This is a genomic window from Bacillus sp. Marseille-Q3570 (genome assembly GCF_946151055.1).
Lineage (GTDB): Bacteria > Bacillota > Bacilli > Bacillales > Fictibacillaceae > Pseudalkalibacillus.
The window spans coordinates 345946-371244 of the sequence record NZ_CAMGYZ010000002.1; the positions used below are offsets into that span (position 1 = coordinate 345946).

The 25299-nt window shown below is 42.1% G+C and carries 24 protein-coding genes; 7 read left to right on the plus strand and 17 right to left on the minus strand.

Annotation, left to right across the window (positions count from 1 at the left end; translation table 11 throughout):
- Positions 1-4: 4 nt before the first annotated feature.
- The 10 genes from N8M93_RS04990 to N8M93_RS05035 form a co-directional block, all read right to left on the minus strand.
- Positions 5-781: an enoyl-CoA hydratase/isomerase family protein gene (locus tag N8M93_RS04990; protein WP_261130098.1), complete on the minus strand. Its 777-nt coding sequence runs from the start codon at positions 779-781 to the stop codon at positions 5-7.
- On the minus strand, positions 774-1082 hold the full coding sequence (locus N8M93_RS04995; RefSeq protein ID WP_221568215.1) for an EthD family reductase: 309 nt from the start codon (positions 1080-1082) through the stop codon (positions 774-776). The genes N8M93_RS04990 and N8M93_RS04995 overlap by 8 nt, the downstream gene beginning before the upstream one ends.
- Positions 1083-1099: 17 nt before the next feature.
- Positions 1100-1609, minus strand: a complete 510-nt coding sequence (gene paaD / locus N8M93_RS05000) for a 1,2-phenylacetyl-CoA epoxidase subunit PaaD (protein ID WP_261130100.1) — start codon at positions 1607-1609, stop codon at positions 1100-1102.
- Positions 1610-1658: 49 nt separating this feature from the next.
- Complete coding sequence (gene paaC, locus N8M93_RS05005; protein ID WP_261130101.1) at positions 1659-2444, minus strand: 1,2-phenylacetyl-CoA epoxidase subunit PaaC; 786 nt, start codon at positions 2442-2444, stop codon at positions 1659-1661.
- On the minus strand, positions 2444-2797 hold the full coding sequence (gene paaB, locus N8M93_RS05010) for a 1,2-phenylacetyl-CoA epoxidase subunit PaaB (protein WP_221568218.1): 354 nt from the start codon (positions 2795-2797) through the stop codon (positions 2444-2446). The genes paaC and paaB overlap by 1 nt, the downstream gene beginning before the upstream one ends.
- 21 nt (positions 2798-2818) lie before the next feature.
- Positions 2819-3787 (minus strand): 1,2-phenylacetyl-CoA epoxidase subunit PaaA, encoded by a 969-nt coding sequence (gene paaA, locus N8M93_RS05015; RefSeq protein WP_261130102.1) that lies wholly within the window; start codon positions 3785-3787, stop codon positions 2819-2821.
- 81 nt (positions 3788-3868) lie between these two features.
- Positions 3869-5203 carry a phenylacetate--CoA ligase PaaK gene (gene paaK, locus N8M93_RS05020; protein WP_261130103.1) on the minus strand — a complete coding sequence of 445 codons (1335 nt, stop codon included), beginning with the start codon at positions 5201-5203 and terminating at the stop codon, positions 3869-3871.
- 397 nt (positions 5204-5600) lie between these two features.
- Positions 5601-5924 (minus strand): hypothetical protein, encoded by a 324-nt coding sequence (locus N8M93_RS05025; RefSeq protein ID WP_261130104.1) that lies wholly within the window; start codon positions 5922-5924, stop codon positions 5601-5603.
- 469 nt (positions 5925-6393) lie between these two features.
- Entirely contained in the window at positions 6394-7389 is a 996-nt protein-coding gene (locus N8M93_RS05030; protein WP_261130105.1) for a lipoate--protein ligase, read from the minus strand.
- Between the two features lie 62 nt (positions 7390-7451).
- On the minus strand, positions 7452-8189 hold the full coding sequence (locus tag N8M93_RS05035; RefSeq protein WP_261130283.1) for an MBL fold metallo-hydrolase: 738 nt from the start codon (positions 8187-8189) through the stop codon (positions 7452-7454).
- A gap of 151 nt (positions 8190-8340) precedes the next feature.
- On the opposite strand from N8M93_RS05035, the gene N8M93_RS05040 reads away from it, so the two are divergent.
- Complete coding sequence (locus N8M93_RS05040; RefSeq protein WP_261130106.1) at positions 8341-8985, plus strand: SDR family oxidoreductase; 645 nt, start codon at positions 8341-8343, stop codon at positions 8983-8985.
- A 70-nt stretch (positions 8986-9055) separates the two neighbouring features.
- On the opposite strand, the gene N8M93_RS05045 is transcribed toward N8M93_RS05040, so the two are convergent.
- The 5 genes from N8M93_RS05045 to N8M93_RS05065 form a co-directional block, all read right to left on the minus strand.
- Complete coding sequence (locus N8M93_RS05045; RefSeq protein WP_261130107.1) at positions 9056-9880, minus strand: carbohydrate ABC transporter permease; 825 nt, start codon at positions 9878-9880, stop codon at positions 9056-9058.
- A 12-nt stretch (positions 9881-9892) separates the two neighbouring features.
- On the minus strand, positions 9893-10795 hold the full coding sequence (locus N8M93_RS05050) for a carbohydrate ABC transporter permease (protein ID WP_261130109.1): 903 nt from the start codon (positions 10793-10795) through the stop codon (positions 9893-9895).
- Positions 10796-10808: 13 nt separating this feature from the next.
- The gene (locus N8M93_RS05055) at positions 10809-12062 is read right to left on the minus strand and encodes an ABC transporter substrate-binding protein (protein WP_261130110.1); all 1254 of its coding nucleotides are present in this window, start codon (positions 12060-12062) and stop codon (positions 10809-10811) included.
- Between the two features lie 25 nt (positions 12063-12087).
- Positions 12088-14190: an amylo-alpha-1,6-glucosidase gene (locus tag N8M93_RS05060; RefSeq protein WP_261130111.1), complete on the minus strand. Its 2103-nt coding sequence runs from the start codon at positions 14188-14190 to the stop codon at positions 12088-12090.
- A 191-nt stretch (positions 14191-14381) separates the two neighbouring features.
- On the minus strand, positions 14382-15398 hold the full coding sequence (locus N8M93_RS05065) for a LacI family DNA-binding transcriptional regulator (RefSeq protein WP_261130112.1): 1017 nt from the start codon (positions 15396-15398) through the stop codon (positions 14382-14384).
- 476 nt (positions 15399-15874) lie between these two features.
- Here N8M93_RS05065 and N8M93_RS05070 point away from each other — a divergent pair, with 476 nt between their 5' ends.
- The 6 genes from N8M93_RS05070 (at position 15875) to mraY (ending at position 21972) form a co-directional block, all read left to right on the plus strand.
- Complete coding sequence (locus N8M93_RS05070; protein WP_261130113.1) at positions 15875-17149, plus strand: ABC transporter substrate-binding protein; 1275 nt, start codon at positions 15875-15877, stop codon at positions 17147-17149.
- Between the two features lie 118 nt (positions 17150-17267).
- Positions 17268-18170, plus strand: coding sequence for a carbohydrate ABC transporter permease (locus N8M93_RS05075; RefSeq protein ID WP_261130284.1), 903 nt, complete (start codon positions 17268-17270; stop codon positions 18168-18170).
- A 14-nt stretch (positions 18171-18184) separates the two neighbouring features.
- On the plus strand, positions 18185-18997 hold the full coding sequence (locus tag N8M93_RS05080) for a carbohydrate ABC transporter permease (RefSeq protein ID WP_261130114.1): 813 nt from the start codon (positions 18185-18187) through the stop codon (positions 18995-18997).
- 11 nt (positions 18998-19008) lie between these two features.
- Positions 19009-19752: an MBL fold metallo-hydrolase gene (locus tag N8M93_RS05085; RefSeq protein WP_261130115.1), complete on the plus strand. Its 744-nt coding sequence runs from the start codon at positions 19009-19011 to the stop codon at positions 19750-19752.
- A gap of 197 nt (positions 19753-19949) precedes the next feature.
- Positions 19950-20735, plus strand: coding sequence for an HAD-IIA family hydrolase (locus N8M93_RS05090; protein ID WP_261130116.1), 786 nt, complete (start codon positions 19950-19952; stop codon positions 20733-20735).
- A 280-nt stretch (positions 20736-21015) separates the two neighbouring features.
- The gene (gene mraY / locus N8M93_RS05095; protein ID WP_261130117.1) at positions 21016-21972 is read left to right on the plus strand and encodes a phospho-N-acetylmuramoyl-pentapeptide-transferase; all 957 of its coding nucleotides are present in this window, start codon (positions 21016-21018) and stop codon (positions 21970-21972) included.
- 83 nt (positions 21973-22055) lie between these two features.
- Here mraY and N8M93_RS05100 read toward each other — a convergent pair whose 3' ends face one another.
- A complete protein-coding gene (locus N8M93_RS05100; RefSeq protein ID WP_261130118.1) occupies positions 22056-22790 on the minus strand; it encodes an SDR family NAD(P)-dependent oxidoreductase in 735 nt (244 codons plus the stop codon).
- A 477-nt stretch (positions 22791-23267) separates the two neighbouring features.
- Complete coding sequence (locus N8M93_RS05105) at positions 23268-25214, minus strand: lamin tail domain-containing protein (RefSeq protein ID WP_261130119.1); 1947 nt, start codon at positions 25212-25214, stop codon at positions 23268-23270.
- Between the last annotated feature and the right edge of the window lie 85 nt (positions 25215-25299).

A 25299-nucleotide genomic window follows, 5' to 3' on the forward strand; every position in this document is an offset into this window, starting at 1 on the left:
CTCCTTACTTTCCTTTGAATTGTGGTTTTCGTTTTTCAACAAAAGCCTTCATGCCTTCCTTCTGATCTTCAGAAGCAAACAGCATGTAAAAGTTCTTCCGTTCAAATTGCATCGCTTCATATACGGAATGGTCAACGGACTTATTGACTGATTCTTTTATCATCCGTACGGACAATGGTGCCTGTTTCGCGATCTTACGAGCCAGTTTCATCGCTTCTTCAAAAACGAGCTCTGGTGCTACCACTCGATTGACAACACCATTTTCATTCGCATACTTTGCAGTCATATATTCTCCAAGCCATAACCACTCAAGTGCTTTTGCCCGCCCCATCAATTTCGTAAGGCGTACGGTCCCCCCAGCGCCTGGCATGACACCAAGGTTCACTTCAGGAAATCCGAATTGCGCGTTCTCACCCGCGACAATCAAGTCACAGCTTAAGGCAAGTTCGAATGCCCCGCCAAGACAATAGCCGTTTACAGCAGCTATGATCGGCTTTTTGACCCAGGCTAGGCGATCCCATTCTGCGAATTGATTGAGGAGTTCCAGCGAAATTGCATCATCGTCCGCCATTTCAGCAATATCGGCTCCTGCGGCAAAGACTTTCGCGTTACCGGTAACAATCATTACCGATACGCTATCATCATGATCCCACTCCTCCATCGTTTGGAGAATTTCAATGACCATTTTTCGATTCAAGGCATTCAATACTTTTGGACGGTTCAATTGAATGACACCAACGCCATCTTCGGTCCAGGTTTGAATGGTCTCCTTATTACTCACCGTCTACTTCCTCACCAATCATCAGCGTCACCAAGTCACCTGCAAATCCCATGAGGTCCTTTCCGGAAGCCTTAGCTTCGTCTGTTTTCATTGCTGCTTTCAATGCATCATGGTCGTCGTAGTACATTTCACAAAGGAGGTGATAATCACTAGCTCCCATCGGAGATCCGACGATTTTCGTCACTTCCATTTTACGAAGTCCGGGTATCTTAGCTGTAATCGGTGAATGTGTGTTGAAGTAGTGCTCGTCAAATTCTTCTTTGTTTTCAGGATTCTTGTAAAGTGCGATCAATTTTACCATTATATAAACACCCTTTCTTATTCGTCGCCTATGTTGGCAACGGGTTTCATTGCTTCGAATGGATTTTTGCAGCTTCTGCAATAAAGAATGCAGCGGCACGCAGTCGGTCCAAAAAGATTTTCCATTGTCGTGTATACAGAACCGCAATACGGGCATGGGATTTCCCATGGTTCTCCTGGTGTGTGATTTGCCGGAGGAGGCGATATTCCGAATTCTTTCAGTTGTTCTTTCCCCTGGACAGTGATCCGGTCCGTCGTCCAGATCGGTTTGGATAAAAAGGTTACTTCGACTTCAGAAATCCCTTCCACTTCGATGATGGCATTGCTGATATCCCTTTTGATGATGTCGAGTGCAGGACATCCAGTGAAGGTGGGGAGCACGCCAACTTTTGCTTTTGACCCTTCCACTTCGACACCTTCTACCATTCCGAGATCCAAAATACTGACAGAGTCGATTTCAGGGTCTGTAACATCTTGGAGCACGTCAGTAATCGTGTCTACCAATTGTTTTGTTTCAATTCCGGTCATCGTAACCCTCCTCTCAGGTTGAAATTTAGTTGTTTCGTAGTGATAGAATCTACCAGCCAGCAGCTGGATTCGTCTCATAAACTTCAGAAAGTGTAGCTAAGGCTTGGTCAAGGTCTTCTGTATGTTCTCCCTGGCGGCCGTTTCCTTTTGTCATGCCAAGTTCACCAGGTAAAGATGCACCGATTTGTTCGAATGTCTTATCCATATGTGCGAGCCATTTGCTGCGCATTTCCTCTTCACTCGCGATGTATCCTTTGCCTACCATTTCTTCAGCAAGATGCCCTAGCGTAAGGACTCCGTCCATTTCGTTCCAGCATCTCTCAATCGCTGCTGTCATACGCTTTTTCGCTTCATCTGTACTTGTCATCAATTGCTTGAACCAGGTTTCCCAGTGCATCAAGTGATATTGAAGCTCGATCAGTGCTTTGGATGCAGCATCTGTTAGAGGTTCATAGCTTGATTGTTTCAAAGATTGCATGCGGATCTTTTTATGGACGGAATAGAAATAGTTGCGTACGACCGCAAAAGCCCAGTCGAAATTCGGCTGTTCAAGGTAGGTCCCTTCGCCGTTCTTCTCTTCTAAAAGGACTGCGTTCCTGAATTTATCAGTTGTTCTCAAATGGGAGAGCTCATCCGCTTTCCCCTCACCTAATTCTTCAAGCAGACTGTAAAACTTCACCGCGTGCCCCATCATGTCCTGGTTGATCGATGAATAGGCGACATCTTCTTCGATGTGCGGTGCAAGTCCGAGCCACTCTGAACCGCGATACGCTAAGATGAAATCATCATCTGCTAAGGAGTAGAGCAGTTCCACTAGTGCTTTATCCTGTGCCATCACTCTTTTCCTCCCTTGCTGTTGCTAAGTAAACTTTGTTCTGTGAATTGTTCTTGTTGATATTTACGCCATTTTTTCTTCAAATAGCCGTAACCTTTCGTTTCGCGGTACTCTTTATTATTCAGCCGCTTCAACATTTCACGTTCTTCCTGGGTCATCGTACGGATGTTGTCTCTCTTTGCTACCCAGATATCAGCTACTGGTTCACGACGGAAGAAGTTTTCCCTCGCCATGATCAATGCCATTTCTTCATTAGGAGCTAGAAGACTGAATTGATGTTGCAGTGGGCTTTTATCTGTTTTTTTACTGAATACTTCATACACACTGTAAAAACCGTCTTTTTCTTGGCTCAATGGTTTCCCCTCCTCGTCCGTCTATACTGCCTTCGATGTTGGGTTCAAAGCCTCGCGCACCCAGGCATTGTTATCGTAAGAAGTTTTACGAAGTTCAAGTCTCTCTTTCGATTGCGGCCCGTTACCAGTCACGATTTCTTTGAATTCGCTCCAATCAGGGTCCTGATAAATCCACAATCCTTGCTCTTCATCGAAATGGATCGTTTCATCCGGAATCGTCAGGCCGAGTGACCAGATTCTCGGTACGTATTTCGTAAAGAACTCTTGTCGCAGCTCTTCATTCGTCTTTTCACGGATTTTGTATCGGATGTTCTTATCAACGTGAGAAGTTGATGCGTTCTCTTTACTCTTCGGTCCGAAAAACATGAGAAGTGCACTCCACCAGCGGTCAAGGGCGTCTTGAAGCAATTCGCGTTGTTCCGGTGTCCCCTCTGCAAGTGCCATGATGATGCTTTCACCGTGCTGTGCATGGAAGACTTCCTCAGCGCAAATCCGTTTCAAAGCTCTTGCATATGGTCCATAAGAAGAGTTCAGCATCATGCTTTGTGAAATGATAGCTGCTCCATCTACCAACCATGCGATGATTCCAGCGTCTCCCCATGTAGGCGCTTTCATATGAAACACATTATGAAACTTCAATTTCCCTGAAAACAGGTTTTGCATGATGTCTTCACGGTTCATGTCTAGTGGTTCCATCAAATCTTCCGCTACACGAAGCAACAGCTGTCCATGCCCCATTTCATCCTGCACCTTCGCCATGATCGCTAATTTACGGTGAAGAGACGGAGCTTTGGGGACCCATTCCTTTTCTGGAAGCGCTCCCATAATTTCGCTGATTCCATGCATAGAAATCAAACGAATCAAAGATTGACGGTAGTCATCAGGCATCCAATCGTTAGGTTCGATCTTCTCTCCGGCGTCAATCCGGTTCAGGAAGTGTTCGTACTTCTCATCTTCTGTCAACTGATCGAATGATTTCTCGATAGTCATCTATTATCACCTTCCGTATATTACGTTTATTTAACGTCATTATAGAATATCGTCATAATTAATTCAATGCTTTTATTTGATTTACTTCTTCTGTAATACTTTCTCTTCTCTAAGATCTACGATTCTGACAGCCTTTCCTTCAGAGCGTGGGATTGAATCGGGCTCCATGATCTGTATGTGAATGGAAACGAGACAATTCGATTTGATCTGGTACTCGATCCGTCTTTTCAACTCATCCATATCAAGGTGCTTCATGTCTCCGCCGCATTTTTTAAACGTCGATTCATTGACCTCGACCTGAAGTTCGATCATATCCATCGTCCCGTTTTTCTTCAATAAAATTTGATAGTGCGGAACAAGTTCTTCCACCTGCAATAAGCAGTTTTCGATTTCAGAAGGAAAGACGTTCACGCCCCGGATGATCAGCATGTCATCAATACGGCCTTTCACCCTCGACATCCGGACAGAGGTTCTGCCGCATTTACATGTCGTTCGATCGATCGCCGCAATGTCACCTGTACGATAACGAATGATCGGGAATGCTTCCTTTGTCAGACTCGTAAAGACAAGCTCGCCATATTCTCCATCTTTCACAGGTTCAAGTGTCTCTGGATCGATCACCTCGACATAGAAGTGATCGTCAGCTATATGTAACCCGTCTTGTGCTTGATGGCACTCGATCGATACTCCTGGTCCCATGATTTCACTGAGCCCATAAATGTCGATCGCTTTAATATCCATCTTCTCTTCAAGTGTCTGACGCATTTCTTCAGACCACGGCTCTGCACCGAAAATGCCATACTTCAGGCTTGTCTGCCTTGGGTCCTTCCCCATCTTTTCCATGGTTTCTGCGATATTGAGCACATAAGATGGTGTTCCGCAAATGACTTGTGGCTGGAAATCTTCAATAAGGAGAATTTGACGTGTCGTATTCCCTCCGGAAACCGGAACCGTCACCATCCCAAGCTGTTCAGATCCATAATGGAGTCCCAAGCCACCTGTGAACAGTCCGTACCCATAAGCATTATGCAATACATGACCAGGTTCTCCCCCCGCAGCAGCAATCGCACGAGCTACAACTTCGCTCCAGACCTCGATGTCACCTCTCGTATATCCTACGACAGTCGGTTTCCCGCTTGTCCCAGAGGATGCATGTACACGGACCATGTCTTTCTGATCGACAGCAAAAAGACCGAATGGATAATGATCACGGAGATCTTGTTTCTTCGTAAAAGGCAGCTTCTTTAAATCTTCAAGACTTCTAATCTGCTCTGGTGTAATGTTATTCTCAGCAAACTTTTCTTTGTAGAAAGGAACGTTTTCATAGACAACCTGGACGGTTTTTTGCAGCCTATCAAGCTGCAGTTTTTCTTTGTCTTGCGTATTCATCGTTTCTTTTTCAACATTGTAAATCATATTACCCCTCCTTATATATAACGAAAATATCTCGACACATAATATATACGGTATATAAAAATAGTATAAGGAAAGCGTTTTCTTGTGTCAATTTTCAGACAATAGCCTTTTTATCAAATTCACGAGTTATTTCGGATAAACATCAATATATCTCTGAATTGCATCCGTTTCGTCCAGATTATTGCTGAAAACGAACCATTCCTGCCAACATAAAGAAAACTTGGCAAAGACAAGCCCTAGCGCAGACTTAGCCTTAGTTCCTCGAAAAAGCAATCGCTTTTACTTCGTGCGGTGTATTGCTTCCGAAGCCACCAGCTTGTGCGCTTATATTGAAGAACATCTTATACTTTCTTTAAAATATAAAAAAACTCCCTTTCATTAAAAAGGGAGGCTGATATTAAAAATAATAGGGATATGGATAAGGCGCGAAGTAAGGAACCAGTGATAAGGCTGCTAGACCAGCTAACGGTAATAATAACCCGCCAAACCTCCTGAATCTTGGTTGTCGATAGTCTTCCCGGTCATAAGATTCTGGTTCCATCATTTGTGGTACAAGGAGTTCCACCTTATCCTTCTTCATCCCCATGATGATTGCGTCGAATTTCTTTCCGTCCTTCGTTTCAACAATCACATGGTAGTTTTTATATTGCTTACATTTGTCGTACATGTATTTCGCCCGTTCGTCGTCTCGGATTGATTCATCATAATGATGTTCTGCCATCATTCATCATCTCCTTTCTCACAATGTCATGATATTCACCCAGAAGAATGATGTGCCTAATTTTTTCTAGACGTTCCGATTTTTGCGGGATCACTCTCGAAGAAAACCTTTGCCAAGACTTAATGATAAAATTGCAGAGTTTTAAATCAAATAGTTTACGAACCAATTATTAAAGGACACCAAAGACCTTATTAGCCCCATAAACCCCCTCTTCAGAAAATTAGTGGACACCAGGGACCTTATTCGCCTAAAACCTGAGAAAATCATGATCGTTTTCGGCAATTAACGGAACAGTTGTCCTCTAATTTTGGAAATCAATCCTTTATGCCACAGATAGCGGAACAGATGTCCTCTAATTTCAGCAGATTGCCCAAAACTTGGACAGTACTCCTCTGCCTCGTATTCGTGTTCTTGAAGTCCTCGAACAACGCAAATTAAAAAGCACCTGCTCAAGACAGATGCTTTATCATTAATGGATCAGGTCCAAAAACTGTTCCCTCGTTATTTTTCCTAAGTAATGACTGATATCAAGGTCAGCTAATGCTTTTTCGATTTCAGCGTAGTCGTATCGCACACCAGTGATACGTTTTTCGATATCTTCAACATCCCCGACACCAAAGAAATCGCCATAAATTTTACAGGCTTGAATCATGTTCTTCTCCACGTCCAGGCGGACATCAAGTTGTCCTGCTCCCTCGAAACGATGAGAATGTTTCACATTGAATTTAGGAGATTTACCGTAATTCCAGTCCCAATTCTGATATCGGTCTGCCGAAATCTCATTGATGACTTTCCAATCCTCTTCAGTCAGGTGATATTGTGGGATTTCTTCTTCCCCTTCAAAAAGATAACGGAGCAATGTTACCTTGAATTGCTCGGTCGTCATGTCTTGATCAAGATGGTCACGAATATTGGCGACACGGCTTCGGATCGATTTGATCCCCTTCGATTTGATCTTATCCATATTCACATTCAGAGCAGAAACGACATTCTCGATCTGTGAATCGAACATAAGTGTCCCATGGCTGAACATACGGCCCTTTGTTGAAAATTGCGCATTCCCTGAAATTTTCTTGCCTTCGACGAGGATATCATTGCGCCCGCTCAATTCAGCCGGAACGCCAAGTTTATGGAGTGCTTTGATCACTGGTTCGGTAAACTTTTTAAAATCATGAAAGCTGTTTCCATCATCCTTTGTGATGAAGCTGAAGTTCAAATTCCCATGATCATGATAAACCGCTCCTCCGCCAGAAAGCCTGCGAACAACATGTATTCCGTTTTCACGTACATACTCCGAATTGATTTCTTCCACCGTATTCTGGTTCTTTCCGATGATGATCGAAGGTTCATTGATATAAAACAAGAGGTATGTATCGTTGATATGCAAATGTTTCAGTGCGTATTCCTCAATCGCAAGGTTGATCCTCGGATCGGTAATATTTTCATTATCGATAAATAGTAACATGCTTGTCCTCCCATATTTACTTAATATCTAGCTATACAAAAGAAATGAATGCCAGCTTGCATCTAGTCGCCTTCCCACACCAGACCTTCCTCTGCTAAAACGACATCGCCATTGAACTGTGCCTGTGCTTCCGGAACAAGCTGATCGATTTCACCGAAATGAGGCAGGTGGGTCAAGATCAATTTTCCCACACTGGATTCACGGGCGATTTGGCCAGCCTCTTCACTCGTCATATGCCCTACATTCGCCCCATCCATCCCCTTATAAAGATTGGATTCACATAGTAGAAGATCCACTCCTCGAAAAAAAGGATAGAAGGATTCTTGAAAACTCGAGTCAGCGGTGTAACCAATCATGTGCCGTATCCCTTCTATACGCATCGCATAACATGGAACAGCGTGCTTCGTTTGTAAAAATGTGATTTTGAACGGACCCACTGAAATCGGCAGTGCCGGGTTATATTCCTTTGAAGCAGTAAACGTTTTGTATGCAAGTCTATTGAATTCTGTTTCATTAAAACGATGACCGTAAATCGGGAGTTCCGGCAATGTTGTTCCAGTATGTGATTTGACAAGCCTTGCAAATTGCAACGGGCCGATATCTGCAATGTGGTCCGCATGATAATGGGAGATGACAACTGCATCCAGATCTTCTACATTTATATAAGATTGAACTTTCGAAAGGACGCCACTTCCACAATCGACCAATAAATTGAATCCATCTTCCTGTACCAAATACCCTGAGGTTGCTTCACCCGATTTGGGAAAACCACCCCAGCAGCCGACAACAGTTACCTTCAATAAACTCACCCCATTCACTTTTCTACCTATAATTGTATATAACATAAGTATTTACTTCTAGTATACCGCTATGACTCATAACGAACCGTTTATATTCCCGTGTTTTGTGGTAAATAATAATTATGTTTTCACTGAAAGGAGTTTTGATAGGATGAAAGTACTTGTAGTTGGAGCAAACGGCGGTACTGGCCGTCATATACTTAGTATGTTAGGTGAAAGTAATGACCATCAAGCTGTAGCGATGATCCGTGATATTACACAGTCTGCTGAATTGGAGAAGCTCGGAATCAGTGAAACTGTACTAGCTGATTTAGAAGATGAGGTGGATCATGCTGTAGAAGGCTGTGATGCCATCCTCTTTGCAGCCGGGTCTGGTTCGAAGACAGGTCCTGATAAAACAATCACCGTTGATCAGGAAGGTGCGATCAAGCTGGTGCAAGCTGCTGAAAAGCATGGTGTGAAACGATTTGTCATGCTGAGCACAGTCGGAGCTGATAACCCAGAATATGGTTCAGAAGGTATGAAGCATTATTTTGAGGCAAAGAAAAAAGCTGATGATGCATTAAGGGAAAGCTCTCTCTCTTACACAATCGTAAGACCAGGTAGACTCTCTTACGACGCTGGAACTGGTAAAATCAGAGCAGCAACACAACTTGACGACTATTCAGGTGAGATTTCACGTGAAGATGTTGCAAAAGTGATGATCGAATCGCTCAATGTTGAAAATACAAAAGGTAAAACCTTCGAATTCCTCTCAGGCGATACTGAGATCGTCGAAGCTTTGAAGTCGTTGTAAGAAAACGGGGCTTCCCAATATTGGGAAGCCCCTTCCTTTTTATATTGGTTTTGTCCAGATAAACGGATGCTTACTTATCACCCGTAAGCTTGAGCCCTTTTACAAAATACCTGTTGAAGAATGCATAAATGATAAGGACTGGCAGGGTAAACACCATTGATGCCGCCATGATATAGTTCCAGTAACTGATGAATTGGCCTTTGAAGGAATTCAGACCAAGCGGAAGCGTAAACATATCAGGGCTCGACAATATGACGAGCGGTCTGAAAAAATCGTTCCAAAAGGCCATGAAAACGAAAATCGTCTGCGCAGCAAGCGCTGGCTTCGCTAAAGGAAGGACGATTCGGAAAAACGTGCCGAATTTACCAAGTCCATCAATTGCCGCTGCTTCCTCAACCTCTTTCGGAAAATTGATGAAGAACTGTCTCATCATGAAGATGAATGTCGCGTTGACAGCCCCCGGGATGATCATTCCTTGATACGAATCCAGCCATCCGAGCTCCTTCAATATTAAAAAGTTCGGAATCAATGTAACCTGGAATGGAATCATCAATACTGCCAAAACGATCAAGAAAATGCTTTTCCGCCCTGGAAAGCTCAGTCGTGCAAGCGCATATCCTGCCATCGAATTGAAAAGCAGATTCAACAACGTGCCCACGCCTGCAATAACAACGCTGTTGAACAACCATTTCAAAAATAAAGGTTGTCTTGCAAAGATTTCTTTATAATTTTCAAATGTAAATTCTTTCGGAATGAAGTTGATGGAACCGCTGACGATTTCCCCCAATGATTTGAAAGAAGAAGACAGGGCCCATAAAAACGGAATGAGAGTTATGATCGCGTATACGATGAGAACCGTATACAGAAAGATCCTTCCGAATGATCGCTTTTTCATGGTATCCCTCCTTTAGTAAAGTGATTCTTCTTTAGAAAATTTCCTTTGCAGCAACGTAGCGGCAAGGATGACGATCGCCAGCATGAATGCGAGTGCAGTAGCATATCCCATCGTACCTAAAGTTTTAAATGCATATTGATAGATCAAGAGGACGACAGTCAAAGTCGAATTGTTCGGGCCACCTGACCCTCCTGAAAAGATATAGGACTGGTCAAACAACTGGAACGTCCCGATCAATCCCATGATGACTACGAATGAAGTCACTGGTCGAAGGTTCGGTACGGTGATATTCCAGAATTTCTGGATCCCGCTTGCGCCATCCAACTCTGCTGCCTCATACTGACTGTCAGGAATATCCTGGAGTGCTGCTAAATAGATGACCATGAAAAATGGTGCTGTTGCCCAGATATTCATGATCATGATCGCAGTAAGTGCCACATCGGGGTCACCAATCCAGTTATAAGTTGGAAGATTGAAAAACTTCAGTATATGGTTGATCAAACCGTTCTGGTTGTACATCCACATGAATATCAAGGTCAAAACGGCAGAAGAAGTCAACGTCGGGAGAAAATAGATCACCCTGAAAAACTTTTGTCCTTTTAGGCCTGCATTTAACGTAGCTGCAAGGACTAAAGCGAGAAAAGTCTGTGCAGGGACCACGATCGCTACATATAATGCGGTGTTTTTCAACGCGATGATTGCACGATCATCGAAAGTCACCTTCAGATAGTTATCCAAACCACGGAATTCATAAGCAGCACCCCCTATCAATTCCACTTTGTGCAATGAAAGAAATATTGAATAGAGGATCGGTGCAATGACAAATAACCCGAGGATTACGAGTGCTGGTGCCAGGAAAGCATATCCCTGCCCTGCTTCCCGCCATCCCCTTTTTGATAGACTACTCTTTTTCATGGAATTTCACCTCTCATTCTGTCACTTTGATTTCTTTGTTTGCTTGTCTTTGTGCATCCTTTAATGCTTCATCCAATGGTCGATCACCTAAATACGCGCTTAAAAACTGGTTGTTGAAGTTGTTCATGACAATCGGGAGGGATGGACCATCTTGCCATACTGTCGCATATTCAGCACCTTGTACAAGCGGAGCTCTGAGTTCATCCTCATCATACCCGAGTTCTTCTGCGACAGATTTCCTGGTTGGAAGAGCGAATCCCTTGCTCGTCCATTTCTTCATCCCTTTTTTACTGGTCAAATAAGAAATGAGTTCCCAGGATTCTTTCTTGTGTTCAGATTCAGCGTTCATCGCATAGCCGACAGTGAATGCCATCGTGCCTTTTTTACCATTGATGGTCGGAAGCTCCGCGGTTCCATATTCAAGCTCTGGAAAGGTCTCTTCAAGAAATGGAATATTCCAGTTCCCCTCCATCACCATCGCAGCCTTTCCTTGTCCGAACATCTCACCAGCATCACCAGCACCGACTTCGGACGGCTGCACGGCCGTCTTCTCCTTCAAATGCATATCAATGATCGGCTGTATTCCATCGACAACCTTTTCTTCTGCAAATGTTGCACGGCCATCCTTAATAACTTGTCCGCCCTGGGACTCAGCCATATAATACAGACGTGCAAGCTCAGGCATGACGCCCAGACCATAAACACCATCTTCCGCCCTGGTCAGTTTTTCTGCTGCATCTTCCATCTCCCCCCATGTTTGTGGAGGGCCATCAATTCCTGCTTTCTTGAACATTTTTTTATTGTAGAAAAGTGCTAATGTGGAATAATCCTTCGGTAGACCATATATCTTCCCATCAGCTTTAAAAGCATCCAGCATCGGTTCTTCGAAATCTCCAAGGTCGAAATCCTCTGTAATATACTTATCAAGTGGTGCGACCGCCCCTGTTTCGATCAGTGCGGGTGCTTCAAAAGCATCCAGATAGAAAACGTCAGCGGCAGTCCCTCCAATAAGGCGGGTCTTCAGGACATCCATGTATTGATCGCTGATCACATTCAGTTTGACATCAATATGAGGGTGTTCTTTTTCAAAATCCGCAATCACTTCGTTGAGCAATTTTTGCTCGACTGGATTCCCTCCCCAGCCACTTAATACGATTTCAGTCTTTCCTCCACCTGAAGTACTGTCCTTACTACATCCTGCAAGAAGGAAAAAAAGCAATAACGTAGTCAGTCCAATGACAGATATCCATTTTTTATGACTGTTCATGTTTACACTCCTCTTAGTTTTTCTACTAAGCCTGATGATGTTGAATCACTTCATATCCCGTCGTATTTTCCAAAATATCTACCGTAAGAGCTTCATTTTCACGGCGGACATGAACGGATAGGCACCCTTGTCCAACTCGTAAATACTCTACCTTCAACTCATTCATTCCTTCCAGCAGATATGGTGATAAATCGATGCGCTCATTAAGGCTGTCCGGAAATAATCCGAGCAACGTCTGGACGAAGACGAGCGGTGTTCCTGCTGCCCACGCCTGTGGTGAACAAGCTACCGGATACTTCACCGTCCTGCCAAGTGATTGATCATAACCGCAGAAGAGCTCTGGCAATCTGTCATATTCAAAGTCTTTTGAGGCGGTGATCAACCCGGTTATGATGTTATTAGCAAAGGACTGTCGTTTCACTTTGCTCATGCCGAGAAGGATCATACTGTTATCGTGAGGCCAAACGCTTCCGTCATGATAGCTCATCGGATTATAACCTGCTTCTCCTTCTGCCATCGTACGGATTCCATATCCAGAGAAGAAGCTCGGTGAGACCAGTTTCTCGATGACAGCATCGGCTTTCTCATCCTCAAGCATCTCTGCAAACAGGACGTGTCCGGGATTCGATGTCAATGTACCCACCTGTTTTTTATCATTATCAAGGGCAATGGCATGGAAACCCAGATCTGCCATCCAAAAGCTTTCATCATACTTTTCTTTCAGCTGTTGAGCTTGTTTCTTAAGTGTTGCAGCTTCCTTTCCTTTTCCTTGCTTTTCATATATCGCAGCAATCCCCATTTTCGCTTGATAGACATATCCTTGGACTTCTGATAAGGCAATCGGGGTTTCCGCATAATCTCCGTTCCGATGGACGACCGAGTCTGCGGAATCCTTCCAGCCCTGGTTTGCGATTCCTTTGCTGGACTCCTGGTGGTACTCGACGAACCCGTCCCCATCCCGGTCTCCATATTCATCAATCCACTTCAATGCGGCTTTGATGTTCGGAGCCAATTCTTCGACAAGCCGGAGGTCGCCTGTCCATTTCACATATTCCGTAAGTAAAACTAAATACAATGGTGTAGCATCTATCGTCCCGTAGTATGGGGTGAATGGAATTTGGTCGGTTGCAGCGAGCTCTCCATATCGGATTTCATGCATGATCTTTCCAGGCTGTTCATCACGCCAGCTATTCACCTCTTTCCCTTGATAGGCAGCCAATGTCCGGAGTGTACCTTTCGCGATATCCGGGTTGATTGAAAGCATTTGTAATGCGGCGATGAGGCTGTCTCTTCCGAACGGAACGCCGAACCACGGCAAACCTGCCACTGGAAATCTACCAAAACCGATATCCGTCAACAGCACCCGTAGGTCCCCGACTCCCTGATCGACAAGTCTTTGAAGCGGCAGATGATCTGTGGTGATGTTCGTAGTTTCAGAGTTCCATTGTTCGTAGGACTTTTTCAGTTTTTCAAGCGCTTTTTCGGCGGAGATGATTTGTCCCGAATCCCCGTCGATTTCCGGTACGACAGTGAATGTGATCGCATGGGCTTCACCATGCTCCAACTTGCACTTGAAAGAAATGCTCCCTTCTTCCGTCACTTCAGCAGCTTTATGATCCCAACCAATATTTGTGGTCCGCTGGACCTGATCGGCTCCTTCGTAATGGTAAGTGAGCCTTGTTTCGTCATAATCCACTCCTGTCCGTTTTCCAACATTTCCGGTCTGGAAACCGCGGACGATGAACATATCTGCAAAATCTACATCCACATGTAGGCTGAAATAAAATTCAACTGGTTTAGGATAGTAGTTTTTCAGTTGGATGGTTTCATAGAGTACCCCATCATAGATGAAGCGTGTCCGTTCAATTTCTACAGATTCCCTCCATAAGATGAGTTTTCCATCCCCTTCCATGTGTGGATTGGTCAAAAGGATTTTCGCCATATAGTTTTCATCTGCCGAGGATGACAGAAGGATGGGATCCTCGCCATTGATTTTCACATCAAATTTGTTCAAAAACCGGGTATCCTTCGTATATAGTCCAAGACCATACTCGTTTTCGACTGGAATGTTACCTTTATCATCTGTTAATAAAAATAAATCGTTTTCTTTGATTACTCTATAATCCATTGTTGATTCCCCCATTTTGATCAATGCGTAATCCGAAACGTTTTGGAAATTATGTGTAAAAAAACCTTAGCATAGCTATAGTTGTTTATTTTCGTAATACATAATCTGAAATTATATGAGCTCTACTAAAAGGAAATATTGTCTTTTTATGTCACCCGAAACGTTTCGGTAAATGTTGTAATGAAAAACCACTAATTGTGGTTTTTACCTGTCGATTCTCTTTTAATCAGTCTCGTATCCAAGATTTTTTTCTGGTATCCGTCTTTTCCTTCCAGCATATTTGTCAATAAAATTGCGGATTCATAACCTAGCTGATAGCGGTTTTGAGCGATTGTCGTCAGGCTTGGAGTTGTATAAGCAGACAAAATGATGTTATCGAATCCAATGATGGATAGATCCTCAGGCATGTTCTTGCCTGATTTTCTTGCTCCTCTCATTGCACCGATCGCCATCAGGTCACTCGCACAAAATAATGCTGTCATATCCGGAAATTTACTGAGCAATTCTCCCGCTTTTTGTTCAGCCGTCTCTTCAAGAAAGTCTCCGTTCACCACATAATCTTCAACGAAAGGAATGTTCTTTTTCGAAAGTGCCTGCTTATATCCTTCCAGTCTCTCTTTACTGACGAACGCCTGGCCATGGCCGTTTATCATACCAATATGCCTGTGTCCTTGTTCGAGAAGATGATCGACCGCTTTAAAAGCACCTTCTTTGTTATCGACCGACACATAACCGACGGTTTCACTTTCAATCGGAATATCAATCAGTACACAAGGAATATCACTCTCCAGCACTTCCTCTAAATAAGGATCATCTGTTTTGATTCCTTGCAGGATGAGTCCATCTACCTTTCTTTCCTGACAAAGCTGGGTATATGTTTTTTCATGCTGCTTTTCCGAACTCGTACTTAACAACACAAGATCGTAATCTGACTGGGCAGCATAATCGTTTATTCCGCATAAGACCTCGTAGGTGAAATTATCTTTACTCCCCTCGATTCTCATGCCAGAAACCAACAATCCTATGGTCTTTGTCTTATTCATGACCAGGCTTCTTGCCAGAAGATTAGGACTGTACTTCAATTCTTTTGCAACTTGTTTGATTTTTTCTCTAGTCTTTTCGCTTACATCCGAGTATCCATTTAAAGCCCTTGAGACGGTTGTAACTGATACACCAGCATGCTTTGCGATATCTTTGATCGTTGCCAAAACTCTTCCTCCAAAACGTTTCGGATTCTTTCTTTCACTCATCTTACTCTTTATTGGATACGCTTTCAACCCCTCATTTTCAGAAAAATCATTTTTATATGACAGGGATTGGTTACGGCCAACATAATTATGGAAGCTAATCCAAAAAATGATTGCCATTAGACTTGAATTGTTTTATTATTATAAATAATCAAACAATTTAATAGGACATTTATTGTCTTTGGGTAGAGATGAGGAGAACCCTGTGAGCAATAAAGTGTATTACATCTTTATGTAGTACTTTTTATTGTTCATGGGGATTTATTTATTTAAATGATGGCTTTGTTATTCTTATTTGTTGATTTTAACGAAATCCCCCTCCCTTTATGCGGGCGATACATAGTGTCCTCACGCTTATCCGTAGGAGTGCCGGAAATTTCGACTTGTAAATCAACAACTAAGACTAAATTATAAAAGCAATTAAAGGAGGAGTATGAATGAGGGTCAAGTATTTGTCATTACTCACTGCATTGCTCATTGTTCTGGCAGCTTGCAGCAGTGGAGGATCGCAGGATGAAGTTACAGAGATCGACTTTTGGTTCCCCGTTGCTGTCGGAGGTGATGTAGCCAAGATCGTCGATGGTTTGGTTGCCGACTTTGAAAAGGAGAATCCTGATATCAAAGTCAATCCGAGATACGGTGGTAGCTATGCCGAGACGATGACACAGGTAATGGCCTCCGTACAAGGAGGAAATCCCCCTGAGTTAGCGGTATTATTTTCAATCGATTTATTTACATTGCTTGAAAATGATGTCATCGAAGAGATGACACCATTGTTTGATGAAGAATATTTCAATGACTTCTATGATGCCTTTATGGCGAACTCGAAGATCGGCGACCAGGTTTGGAGTCTACCATTCCAGAGAAGCACCATCGTCCTTTATTACAATAAAGATGCTTTTGAAGAGGCTGCTCTTGACCCCGAAGCTCCACCTGAAACATGGGATGATCTAGTTGAATATAGTAAAAAGTTGACTATTAATGGCGGTAAGGATCAATGGGGTCTCGAAATCCCGAGTACCGGTTATCAATATTGGATGTTCCAGGCACTCGCTTTACAGACAGAGAGTAATATCATGTCAGAAGACGGAAAAGAAACCTATTTTGAAGCACCCTACGCTAAAGAAGCAATGCAATTCTATCTCGACTTAAGTAAAGAACATAAGGTCATGCCTGAAGGTACGATTGAATGGGCGACTGTTCCATCTGACTTCTTAAGCGGAAGAACAGCAATGATGTACCACACTACTGGCAACTTGACCAATGTCAAACAAAATGCAGAATTCGATTTCGGCGTGGCATACTTACCGGCGAATAACCAGTATGGTTCTCCAACTGGAGGCGGGAACATCTATTTGTTCAAGGACCTGCCGGAAGAAAATAAAGAGGCTGCGATCAAGTTCATGAAGTTTTTGACTGAACCTGAACGTGTAGCTCAATGGTCCATCGACACCGGTTATGTGGCTACAAGGGAATCTGCTTACGAGACTGATAAATTGAAAGATTATGTTGAGGAGTTCCCTCAGGCGATCATTGCACGTGAACAGCTTGAGTATGCGGATAGTGAATTGGCGACTTACCAGAACGGTGAAGTGCAGAAAATCTTCAACGATGCCATACAGTCGATCCTGACTGGAAAAAACAGTGTTGACGAAGGTATGGAAAAAGCTCAACAAGAAGCAGAAAAAGTTTTGGAACCTTTCCAGGACTAGAATAGAAAACTAAGGGGAGCTCAAATTAGAGTTGAATATTTTGGGCTTCTCTTTACTAAAGATTGGAGGTTTCAGAGGGCTAATGGCTAACAAACAATATACACCTTTAGGTAAACCGATGGCTATCAAACAAAAGACGCCCAGAAGAAAACTCAGTTTCAGTTTCAAGCAGAATATGTTCGCCTATTTACTTTTGTTCCCATCGTTTATCTTCCTATCATTATTCACCTTTTATCCGACGCTTAAATCGATACATCTAAGTTTTTACAGCGGTCCGATGACACGTTTGCAATATTCTGGTCTGGAGCAATATAAAGAGGTTTTCACAGATGATATTTTCAGGAAGGTCATGTTGAATAACATCATTTTCGTGATTGGAACTGTTCCAACAAGTTTATTCCTGGCCATGTATTTAGCGGTTTGGCTGAACAAAAAGATGGCCGGCAGTGCCTTGCTGAGAACATCATTTTTTTACCCTACCGTAATCCCGCTGATCGCTGTGGCGAATATCTGGCTATTCATCTACACCCCACAATACGGCCTATTGGAAAAGTTCTTGAATGCCGTTGGTGCGGATGGACCTAATTGGTTAGGAAGCCAAAGTACAGTCATGATAGCGATGATCATCATGATCATATGGAAAGATACCGGGTTCTTTATGATTTTTTATTTAGCTGGTTTGCAAAATTTGCCGAAAGATGTTTATGAAGCTGCCATGATTGAAGGTGCAAAACCATTTCAAATATTCCGGCATATCACCTTCCCTTTACTGATGCCGACAACATTGTTTGTCATGATCGTGGCGATCACAAATGCGTTCAAAAACGTTGATCATCTCTATATCATGACCAAAGGCGGGCCTGATAATGCCAGTAATCTGTTACTCTACCATATTTACGAAGTCGCCTTTACGAATTGGGATCTTGGTAAAGCTGCGGTCTTGACAGTGGTACTGATTCTCGTCCTTTTAGGCATAACTGCTTTCAATTATTTATTCCTGGACAAGAAAATCCATTACTGAGGGGAGGGCTTCCATTGTATAAAAGAATCAATTATTCAATCATCATCATTTTAGGCATCGTTTTCTTCATTCCGTTGTTATGGGTTTTCATAACCTCATTTTCTACGAGTAAGGAAGTGATCGGCAGCTCTTTCCCTCTCTGGGTGTCCAATCCTACTCTACAGAATTACATAGATGCGTGGAATACTGCTCCATTTCTCACGTATTATTTCAATACGTTCGTCATCGTCTTCGGCATCTTGATTGTTCAGTTATTTACAATCACCCTGGCCGCTTATGCATTTGCGCGAGTGAATTTCAGAGGGAAGAATCTGTTGTTCATCCTTTTCTTACTCCAATTGATGATTCAGCCTGAGATTCTGTTATTTCCAAACTATCAAGTTATGAGTCAACTAGGGTTGGTCGATTCGAAACTAGCTGTGATGCTCCCATACTGGGCTTCAGCCTTTGGTGTGTTTTTATTAAGACAAACCTTCAAACAGGTTCCATTCGATCTGGATGAAGCATCAAAAATCGATGGATGCAAATGGTGGCAAACGTTATGGCATGTTTATGTCCCCTCGGCAAAACCGACCTATATCGCCTTTGCACTGGTTTCTGTCAGCCACCACTGGAGTAACTTCATGTGGCCGTTGATCATTACAAACTCTGATGAAAATCGTCCCTTGACCGTAGGGCTGGCTAAATTCGCCCAATCCTATGAAACAGGAGCTCAGTGGGGGATGGTGACTGCAGGGACAGTCATGGTCATTTTCCCTTTATTAATTGCATTTTTCATCTTCCAAAAGCAATTCGTGTCCAGTTTCATGCACTCTGGAATCAAATAGGTGGTGTTTAAATGGAGATTTATTTTCTAGGGACCGGGAGTGCCTATCCTGGCAAGGGACGGGACAATACCTCCCTTTGCCTTTCTGATAAGGATCACCAGGTGTTGATTGATGTTAGTGGCAATCCGTGTAGGAAGTTGAAAGAAATGAATATCGGATTACAAGACCTTGATTCTGTCATATTCACGCATTTTCATATCGACCATATCTATGGCCTCCCTTCTCTATTATGGGGAATGTGGCTGGATGGACGTCAGAAGCCATTGTCGATTTATTGCGATGATAGGAATGAGGCAAAGCTTAACCAGTGGTTGGACACAATAGCTGTCGATGATTGGGGGATCAATTTTCCGATACATGTAAAAACCTTCAATGGCGATCATGTTGAAGAGCTGATCAAGGTTGAAAATTTGCATATTTCCTGTTTCCCAGCACTTCACTCTGTTCCCACCATCGGATTAGAAATAAAATCTGCGGGAAAAACAATCGTTTATTCAGGAGACAGTGAGGTAAATTCACACATCCAGGCATATGAATATATCGATGTGTTGATTCATGAAACGACATCCGCTAAAGAGATCGATCCAAACCATACGAGCTTACCAGAAATCGTGGATTACTACAATCTAGATTCAATTGGTAGAGTGGTTTTAGTTCATCTTAGCGATGGAGAACCGTATGATGATGAGCTCTCACGACTGAAAATTAGAAGCAAGGTCGAAAAAGCTGAAGAGATGATGTGTATTGAATTATAAGTTGTCTTATCATTGATTGATCCGCGAGCTTTCACGCTTGAGTATCGATCGAACAAAGTCTTTAACAGGGCTTATAAAAAAGAATACCATGCAAGGTTAGAGAACTGGAGAATCCCTTGGGCAATGAATGATCCAATTTTTGAATTGGGTTATTTTGTGAAGCTCAAGGGATTATTTTATTGATAATGGAGGAAGAGATGAGAGAAATCAAAGGATATATTTTTGATTTGGATGGAACGATCTACCTTGGTAATCAGTTGATAAAAGGCGCTGATAAAGTAATTAACACCCTTCAACAAGAAGGAAAGCAAATCTTGTTTCTCACCAATAAAACTATCGAATCCAGAAAGAAGTACGTAGAAAAGCTGAAAAACTTCAATATTGATGTGACGATCGACAATATTTTGAACCCTACCGTTACATTGATCAACTACTTGAATAACAACCACCCAGCCTCGAAACTTTATATCATAGGTGAACAGATCATCAAGGATGAAATCCAGCTTGCAGGGTTTCCAATCGCACTTTCACCTGAAGAAACAGATATTGTGATCCTTTCTTGGGATCGGGATTTTCATTATGATCATTTGAACTTTGCTTATCAGGCCGTAAAAAATGGCGCAAAGACCATTGCCACCAACCCTGATCGAACGTGTCCAGTTGAATTTGGTGAGGTGCCGGATTGCGCAGGAATGATCGGAGCTTTGGAAAGCGTCACAGGAAAGAAAATTGATTTACAGATAGGGAAACCATCTATAATAACCGTTGAAGCTGCAATCGATATTCTCAAGTTATCTCCGGATCAGTGTGTTATGATCGGAGACCGGATTGAAACAGATATCCGGATGGGAATCGAGGCTGGGATGAAAACCGTACTAGTCCTTTCTGGCGTTACTCGTGCACAAGATGTACCACGTGCTGATTGGCAGCCGGATCATGTATTTTCATCAGTGAAAGGGCTATTGTTCAATAAAGTGCTTTAAGCGAAAAGCGGACGTGGTGGGTTTTAGTCGAAGATCCTTATTAAAGTCGATGAACCTTTTAAAACCCGTTTCGATGTGGTCTCGCTTGGCTCGCTTTTCCCGCAGGAGTGTCGTAACTTTCGCTTAAAATCAACGAAATATAGTTATACAGAAAAAGAGCTCAGGTTTGAGGGCTCGGGGTCTCCATTCAACTTCTTTCTTATATTTTGTATGGATTAGAGGAAATGAGTAGTCTTCTTAGAACTTATTATAGATAAAAAGAGAAAAGGAGAAATAAAAAGTGAGTGATCAACTAATCCCGGCTATCATTGCTTTTGTACTAGTCGCTGTTTTATCCCCGCTATTCATTTCTATCTTAAGAAAATTAAAGCTCCTTCAACCGATAAGGAAAGAACTTCCTTCCAATCATCAATTAAAAAAAGGTACTCCGTTAATGTTTGGGATGATTCTTTTTGTAGGAATTATCGTATCCATATTTTTTTCACCAACGCCATTAATGTATTTCTTGTCAATTACTTACATTCTATTTAGTTTTATTGGTTTTTTGGATGATTTTTGGAAAGCTTCACGCCAAGATCCTTTAGGGGTATCGGGAAAGACCAAGCTTATTTTGCAATTTCTTTTTACTGGTGCTTTGCTTTTCTACGTGATTAACGAACTAGGTGTAAACACCGTGATTCGTATTCATAAAAATTTCTCCTTTGATTTTCCCATGGTGCTATATATCATTGTGATCACATTATTTGTTGTTGGTTCTGCAAATGCTATTAATTTTACGGATGGCTTGGACGGTCTTTTGGGAGTTGTTGCAATCCCTACATATTTTTTCTTTTTTATGATTTCAGACAAATCAGAGGTGCAACTTTTTTGTTTGATCATGATTGGATGCTTACTCGGTTTTCTCATTTATAATTTATATCCTGCCAAAGCTTTTATGGGGGATACAGGATCATTAGCGATAGGGGGATCACTTTCATTTCTTGCCATTATTGAGAAAGTGGAGATTCTAATTCCGATTTTATTCTTTATATATTTTGCTGAACAACTTTCGGTTATATTACAAGTTACTTCATTTAAACTTACACGTAAACGTATTTTCAGAATGACCCCGATTCACTTTCACTATGGCTTAAAATATGGGTGGTCTGAAAATACGATTGTCACGGTTTTTGGATTTATTTCTTGGTTTGGGGCTTTTATCTGTTTAGCTTATTGGAAATTCATTCTCCACCCATAAAAAAAGTGAGGGCGTAAACCTTCTTATACAAACGCCCCCGACTCTGGAATAAATCAGCTGGTACAATTGAACAAAAACAAGGACTATCTTATATATCCTCCATTATTCAAATCAAATGTCGCCCCTGTGTAATGCTTAGATTTATCTGATAATAAGAAGATAACTGTATCAGCAACATCTTTAGGCGTTACTGGTGTATCGAGGAGTTGGTGATTTAAATACTCCTCTTTTCTCCAATCAGGTATTGTACCCATCATATCAGTATTAACCATGGTAGGCGCAACAGCATTAACGCGGATATAAGGCGAGAAATTCATTGCATTACTCTTAGTTAAACCAAGTATGGCAGCTTTTGATACCCCATAAATTGCATCAGAACTGCCTTCTATACCTGACACTGAAGACATATTCACTACCACTCCCTTACGTTGGTTTTGAAGTAATTTACTCCCGAACATTTGTGAGAAATAGACACATCCCTTAACGTTTATATCAAGGACTTCATCAATTTCGTCTACTTTATAATCAAGTATATTCTTTGCCAAATAAATCCCTGCATTATTTACTAAACTATCAACATCAGAATGTTCTGTTTTAACATATTCAAAAAATTCGGCAACCTCTTCATATTCACTTACATCTACCTGATATGTATGCAGAACATACTGGTCATCTGTTGACCGTTTTAACTCATGTAAGGAGGATTCATTAATATCACATGCAATTACTGAAGCTCCTTCAAGTAAACATTGTTTAACAGTTTCCTTTCCAATTCCAGAAGCTGCACCCGTTATTATTACTTTTCGATTTTTAAGCACTAATAAAATCCTCTCACCTTTTTACTTCCTCATTTAAATTGTATCATGAGTGTCACCCATTTCTCATTTCAACTAACCCACTGATTTTAAATATTTGACGTGAAGATCGTTCAAGAACATAGACCTATTTAAAAAGAACACCTTCTTATAAAAGAACAGCGCCCGAAAAAGGAGGATCGATCTAATTTCTGATTAATAATCTTCAAGAAAAAGTCCCCGATTGAGGAAGAATGACTCATTTATAAAACCTAACGGACACAGGAGACCTTATTTGCTCCAAAATCATCAAATACAATCGACTTTTTTACGAATAACGTCTCTGGTGTCCGTTAGCATACTGAAATTGGCTTTTTTGTCACAAATAACGGCTCTCCTGTCCGTTAAGCCCCATCTGCATTCCTTCTTCAACAATCCTGCCCTTCGTTTTATAAGGTCAGACCTCGTCGTTAGTTACACCCGTTTTTTTTATATCATCAATTAGTCGCTTGTCCTATCGTCTTTCATTAATTTCTTCATATCGATTTTCAGCATCCGATCCATCTGGTAAGTGGTTGTATAGCGATATTTATTGGCGCCTGATTCAAAAAGGACATATAACTCTTTTTGAATCTCGACTATTCCCTCAGGCATCGGAATCGCCTCTATACTTTCCCTTGGCTTCGATGATGCGCCATCCAAGAACCATAAAGGAATTTCCTTTCCATTCACCTCAACATAATCATGGGGATCTTCTTTCAATGGATGTTCATATCGATAGAGGACGCTGTCATTTCCTCTCCCATAAGAAGTACTGAGTACAATCCCTTTTTGCCCTGTTTTCTGCACGATTGCACCTTGCACTTTCTCAGTAGTAGACAAAACATAATCTGGTGTTGCTGATTGCTCAGGATCACCATTCCAATGTTCATCTGACAAGTTATCGTTATTCCGTTCCAAATCATAGCCTACCATCCAAGCATAATGCATCTCGCCTTCACGATTCTCGATGTGATGAGATGGATCAGTTGGATAGGAGGTTGATTGGTAGAATTCGCCGACCCAAAGAATTCCCTCATCATAAACATTATAAGCAGCCTCCACGGGGACTGGGATTTGATTGATGAATTGGATTTCATCATTGTTTTCAGCGGCTACAAGATCACTGATTTTCAATTGAAACAGAAGCTGTTCTGATGCAATCCAAACATGATCCCGACTGACTGTTACTCCACCAGCGTGTCCCGTGTATAGGGTACCATCTGTATTGTAAAGTAATACGGATTTAATGTATTCTCCACTAGTCCGATCTGACACAGTCAGTGTTCCAGGTCTTCCATCGTCTAAATAATTCACGGTCAGAAGCCAATCTTTTTTCTTATAATACGACAGCCCCTGCGGTACTAGATCCTGGACCAGTCCAGGTATTACAGGACCCTCTTCACTGATATCCCATAGTCCTTGATACTTAGGATCTTTATAGTGTGGAGAACGTTCTACTTGAGTGATGATTTGGTGGGACGGCGTTACAGTGAGCACATTGGATTTTCCCGAAACATTTCCCGAAGTATCCTCTGCTGAGATTTCGATTGCATAATCTCTATTCCCGATTAAGGAAGATAATGTGAAGTCATGCTTAGATGGATCTACGGAAAACTCTAAGTTTCCATCCTTATAGATATGGTAACGGTATAAATCGGATTCAGAGCTTTCAGTCCATGATAGTGTAGCTTCACCGTGGCCAGCTTCCAATGTGATATTTTCTGGTAAATTTGGAGGAACATCATCTTCTACTGGACGTAAAGGAGCTTGTCCAGGAACTACCCATCCAGGCGTTGGCTCTTGATGGCCACCTATCGTTTCCATCGTCAAACTACCGTCTTGAGGGTAACCGAACGTGACTGAATTTTTCAAGGATACGTCACCCCCGGTATAATTTGCCCTGACCACTTCTTGTTCTTGTGGATCATAAACTGTTACACTCCTGTTACCACTGTTGACCAAACCAGCAATATCCTCTAATCGATGAACCTGATCTTCATCAATGTACTTGCTTTTGTAGGACATAAAGTAATTGTGGTTGAAACCTTCTAAAGTAATCGGTTCAACATCATCAGTCCTTGTCCAAAAAAGCTGCGTTTCCCAAGGATCAATCATTAAAGGTTCATTAATTACCACATTCCAGTTATAAGATTGGATCCGATATCCTTCCAAGTTGATCGACTCTCCACTATTATTGTAGATTTCCAGGTACTCGAACGCGTCATATCCAGCATAATTGTCTGTGTTGGGAACTACCTCAGTGATAAGCAAGTACGGTATCGGATCATTCTCATTATTCATTGCTGATGCTGAGGACTTTTCGGTTGGAACAAATGAAAAGAAACCACCAATCACCAATAGCATCGCAACTGAATACAACAACCATTTGCGGAACTTCTCCTCCATAAACATCCTCCTTGTTTAATGTTTTCATCCACTTCTTTTCTGAAAGTCACCCATACACACATAAAACCCCATGACGGTTAATGTA

What these genes read in the sequence shown, in the direction of transcription:
- N8M93_RS04995 (WP_221568215.1), bottom strand. Translation starts at nt 1,082, where the DNA reads ATGGTAAAATTGATCGCACTTTACAAGAATCCTGAAAACAAAGAAGAA.
- paaD (WP_261130100.1), bottom strand. Translation starts at nt 1,609, where the DNA reads ATGACCGGAATTGAAACAAAACAATTGGTAGACACGATTACTGACGTG.
- paaC (WP_261130101.1), bottom strand. Translation starts at nt 2,444, where the DNA reads ATGGCACAGGATAAAGCACTAGTGGAACTGCTCTACTCCTTAGCAGAT.
- paaA (WP_261130102.1), bottom strand. Translation starts at nt 3,787, where the DNA reads ATGACTATCGAGAAATCATTCGATCAGTTGACAGAAGATGAGAAGTAC.
- paaK (WP_261130103.1), bottom strand. Translation starts at nt 5,203, where the DNA reads ATGATTTACAATGTTGAAAAAGAAACGATGAATACGCAAGACAAAGAA.
- N8M93_RS05025 (WP_261130104.1), bottom strand. Translation starts at nt 5,924, where the DNA reads ATGGCAGAACATCATTATGATGAATCAATCCGAGACGACGAACGGGCG.
- N8M93_RS05030 (WP_261130105.1), bottom strand. Translation starts at nt 7,389, where the DNA reads ATGTTACTATTTATCGATAATGAAAATATTACCGATCCGAGGATCAAC.
- N8M93_RS05040 (WP_261130106.1), top strand. Translation starts at nt 8,341, where the DNA reads ATGAAAGTACTTGTAGTTGGAGCAAACGGCGGTACTGGCCGTCATATA.
- N8M93_RS05045 (WP_261130107.1), bottom strand. Translation starts at nt 9,880, where the DNA reads ATGAAAAAGCGATCATTCGGAAGGATCTTTCTGTATACGGTTCTCATC.
- N8M93_RS05050 (WP_261130109.1), bottom strand. Translation starts at nt 10,795, where the DNA reads ATGAAAAAGAGTAGTCTATCAAAAAGGGGATGGCGGGAAGCAGGGCAG.
- N8M93_RS05055 (WP_261130110.1), bottom strand. Translation starts at nt 12,062, where the DNA reads ATGAACAGTCATAAAAAATGGATATCTGTCATTGGACTGACTACGTTA.
- N8M93_RS05060 (WP_261130111.1), bottom strand. Translation starts at nt 14,190, where the DNA reads ATGGATTATAGAGTAATCAAAGAAAACGATTTATTTTTATTAACAGAT.
- N8M93_RS05070 (WP_261130113.1), top strand. Translation starts at nt 15,875, where the DNA reads ATGAGGGTCAAGTATTTGTCATTACTCACTGCATTGCTCATTGTTCTG.
- N8M93_RS05075 (WP_261130284.1), top strand. Translation starts at nt 17,268, where the DNA reads ATGGCTATCAAACAAAAGACGCCCAGAAGAAAACTCAGTTTCAGTTTC.
- N8M93_RS05085 (WP_261130115.1), top strand. Translation starts at nt 19,009, where the DNA reads ATGGAGATTTATTTTCTAGGGACCGGGAGTGCCTATCCTGGCAAGGGA.
- N8M93_RS05090 (WP_261130116.1), top strand. Translation starts at nt 19,950, where the DNA reads ATGAGAGAAATCAAAGGATATATTTTTGATTTGGATGGAACGATCTAC.
- N8M93_RS05105 (WP_261130119.1), bottom strand. Translation starts at nt 25,214, where the DNA reads ATGGAGGAGAAGTTCCGCAAATGGTTGTTGTATTCAGTTGCGATGCTA.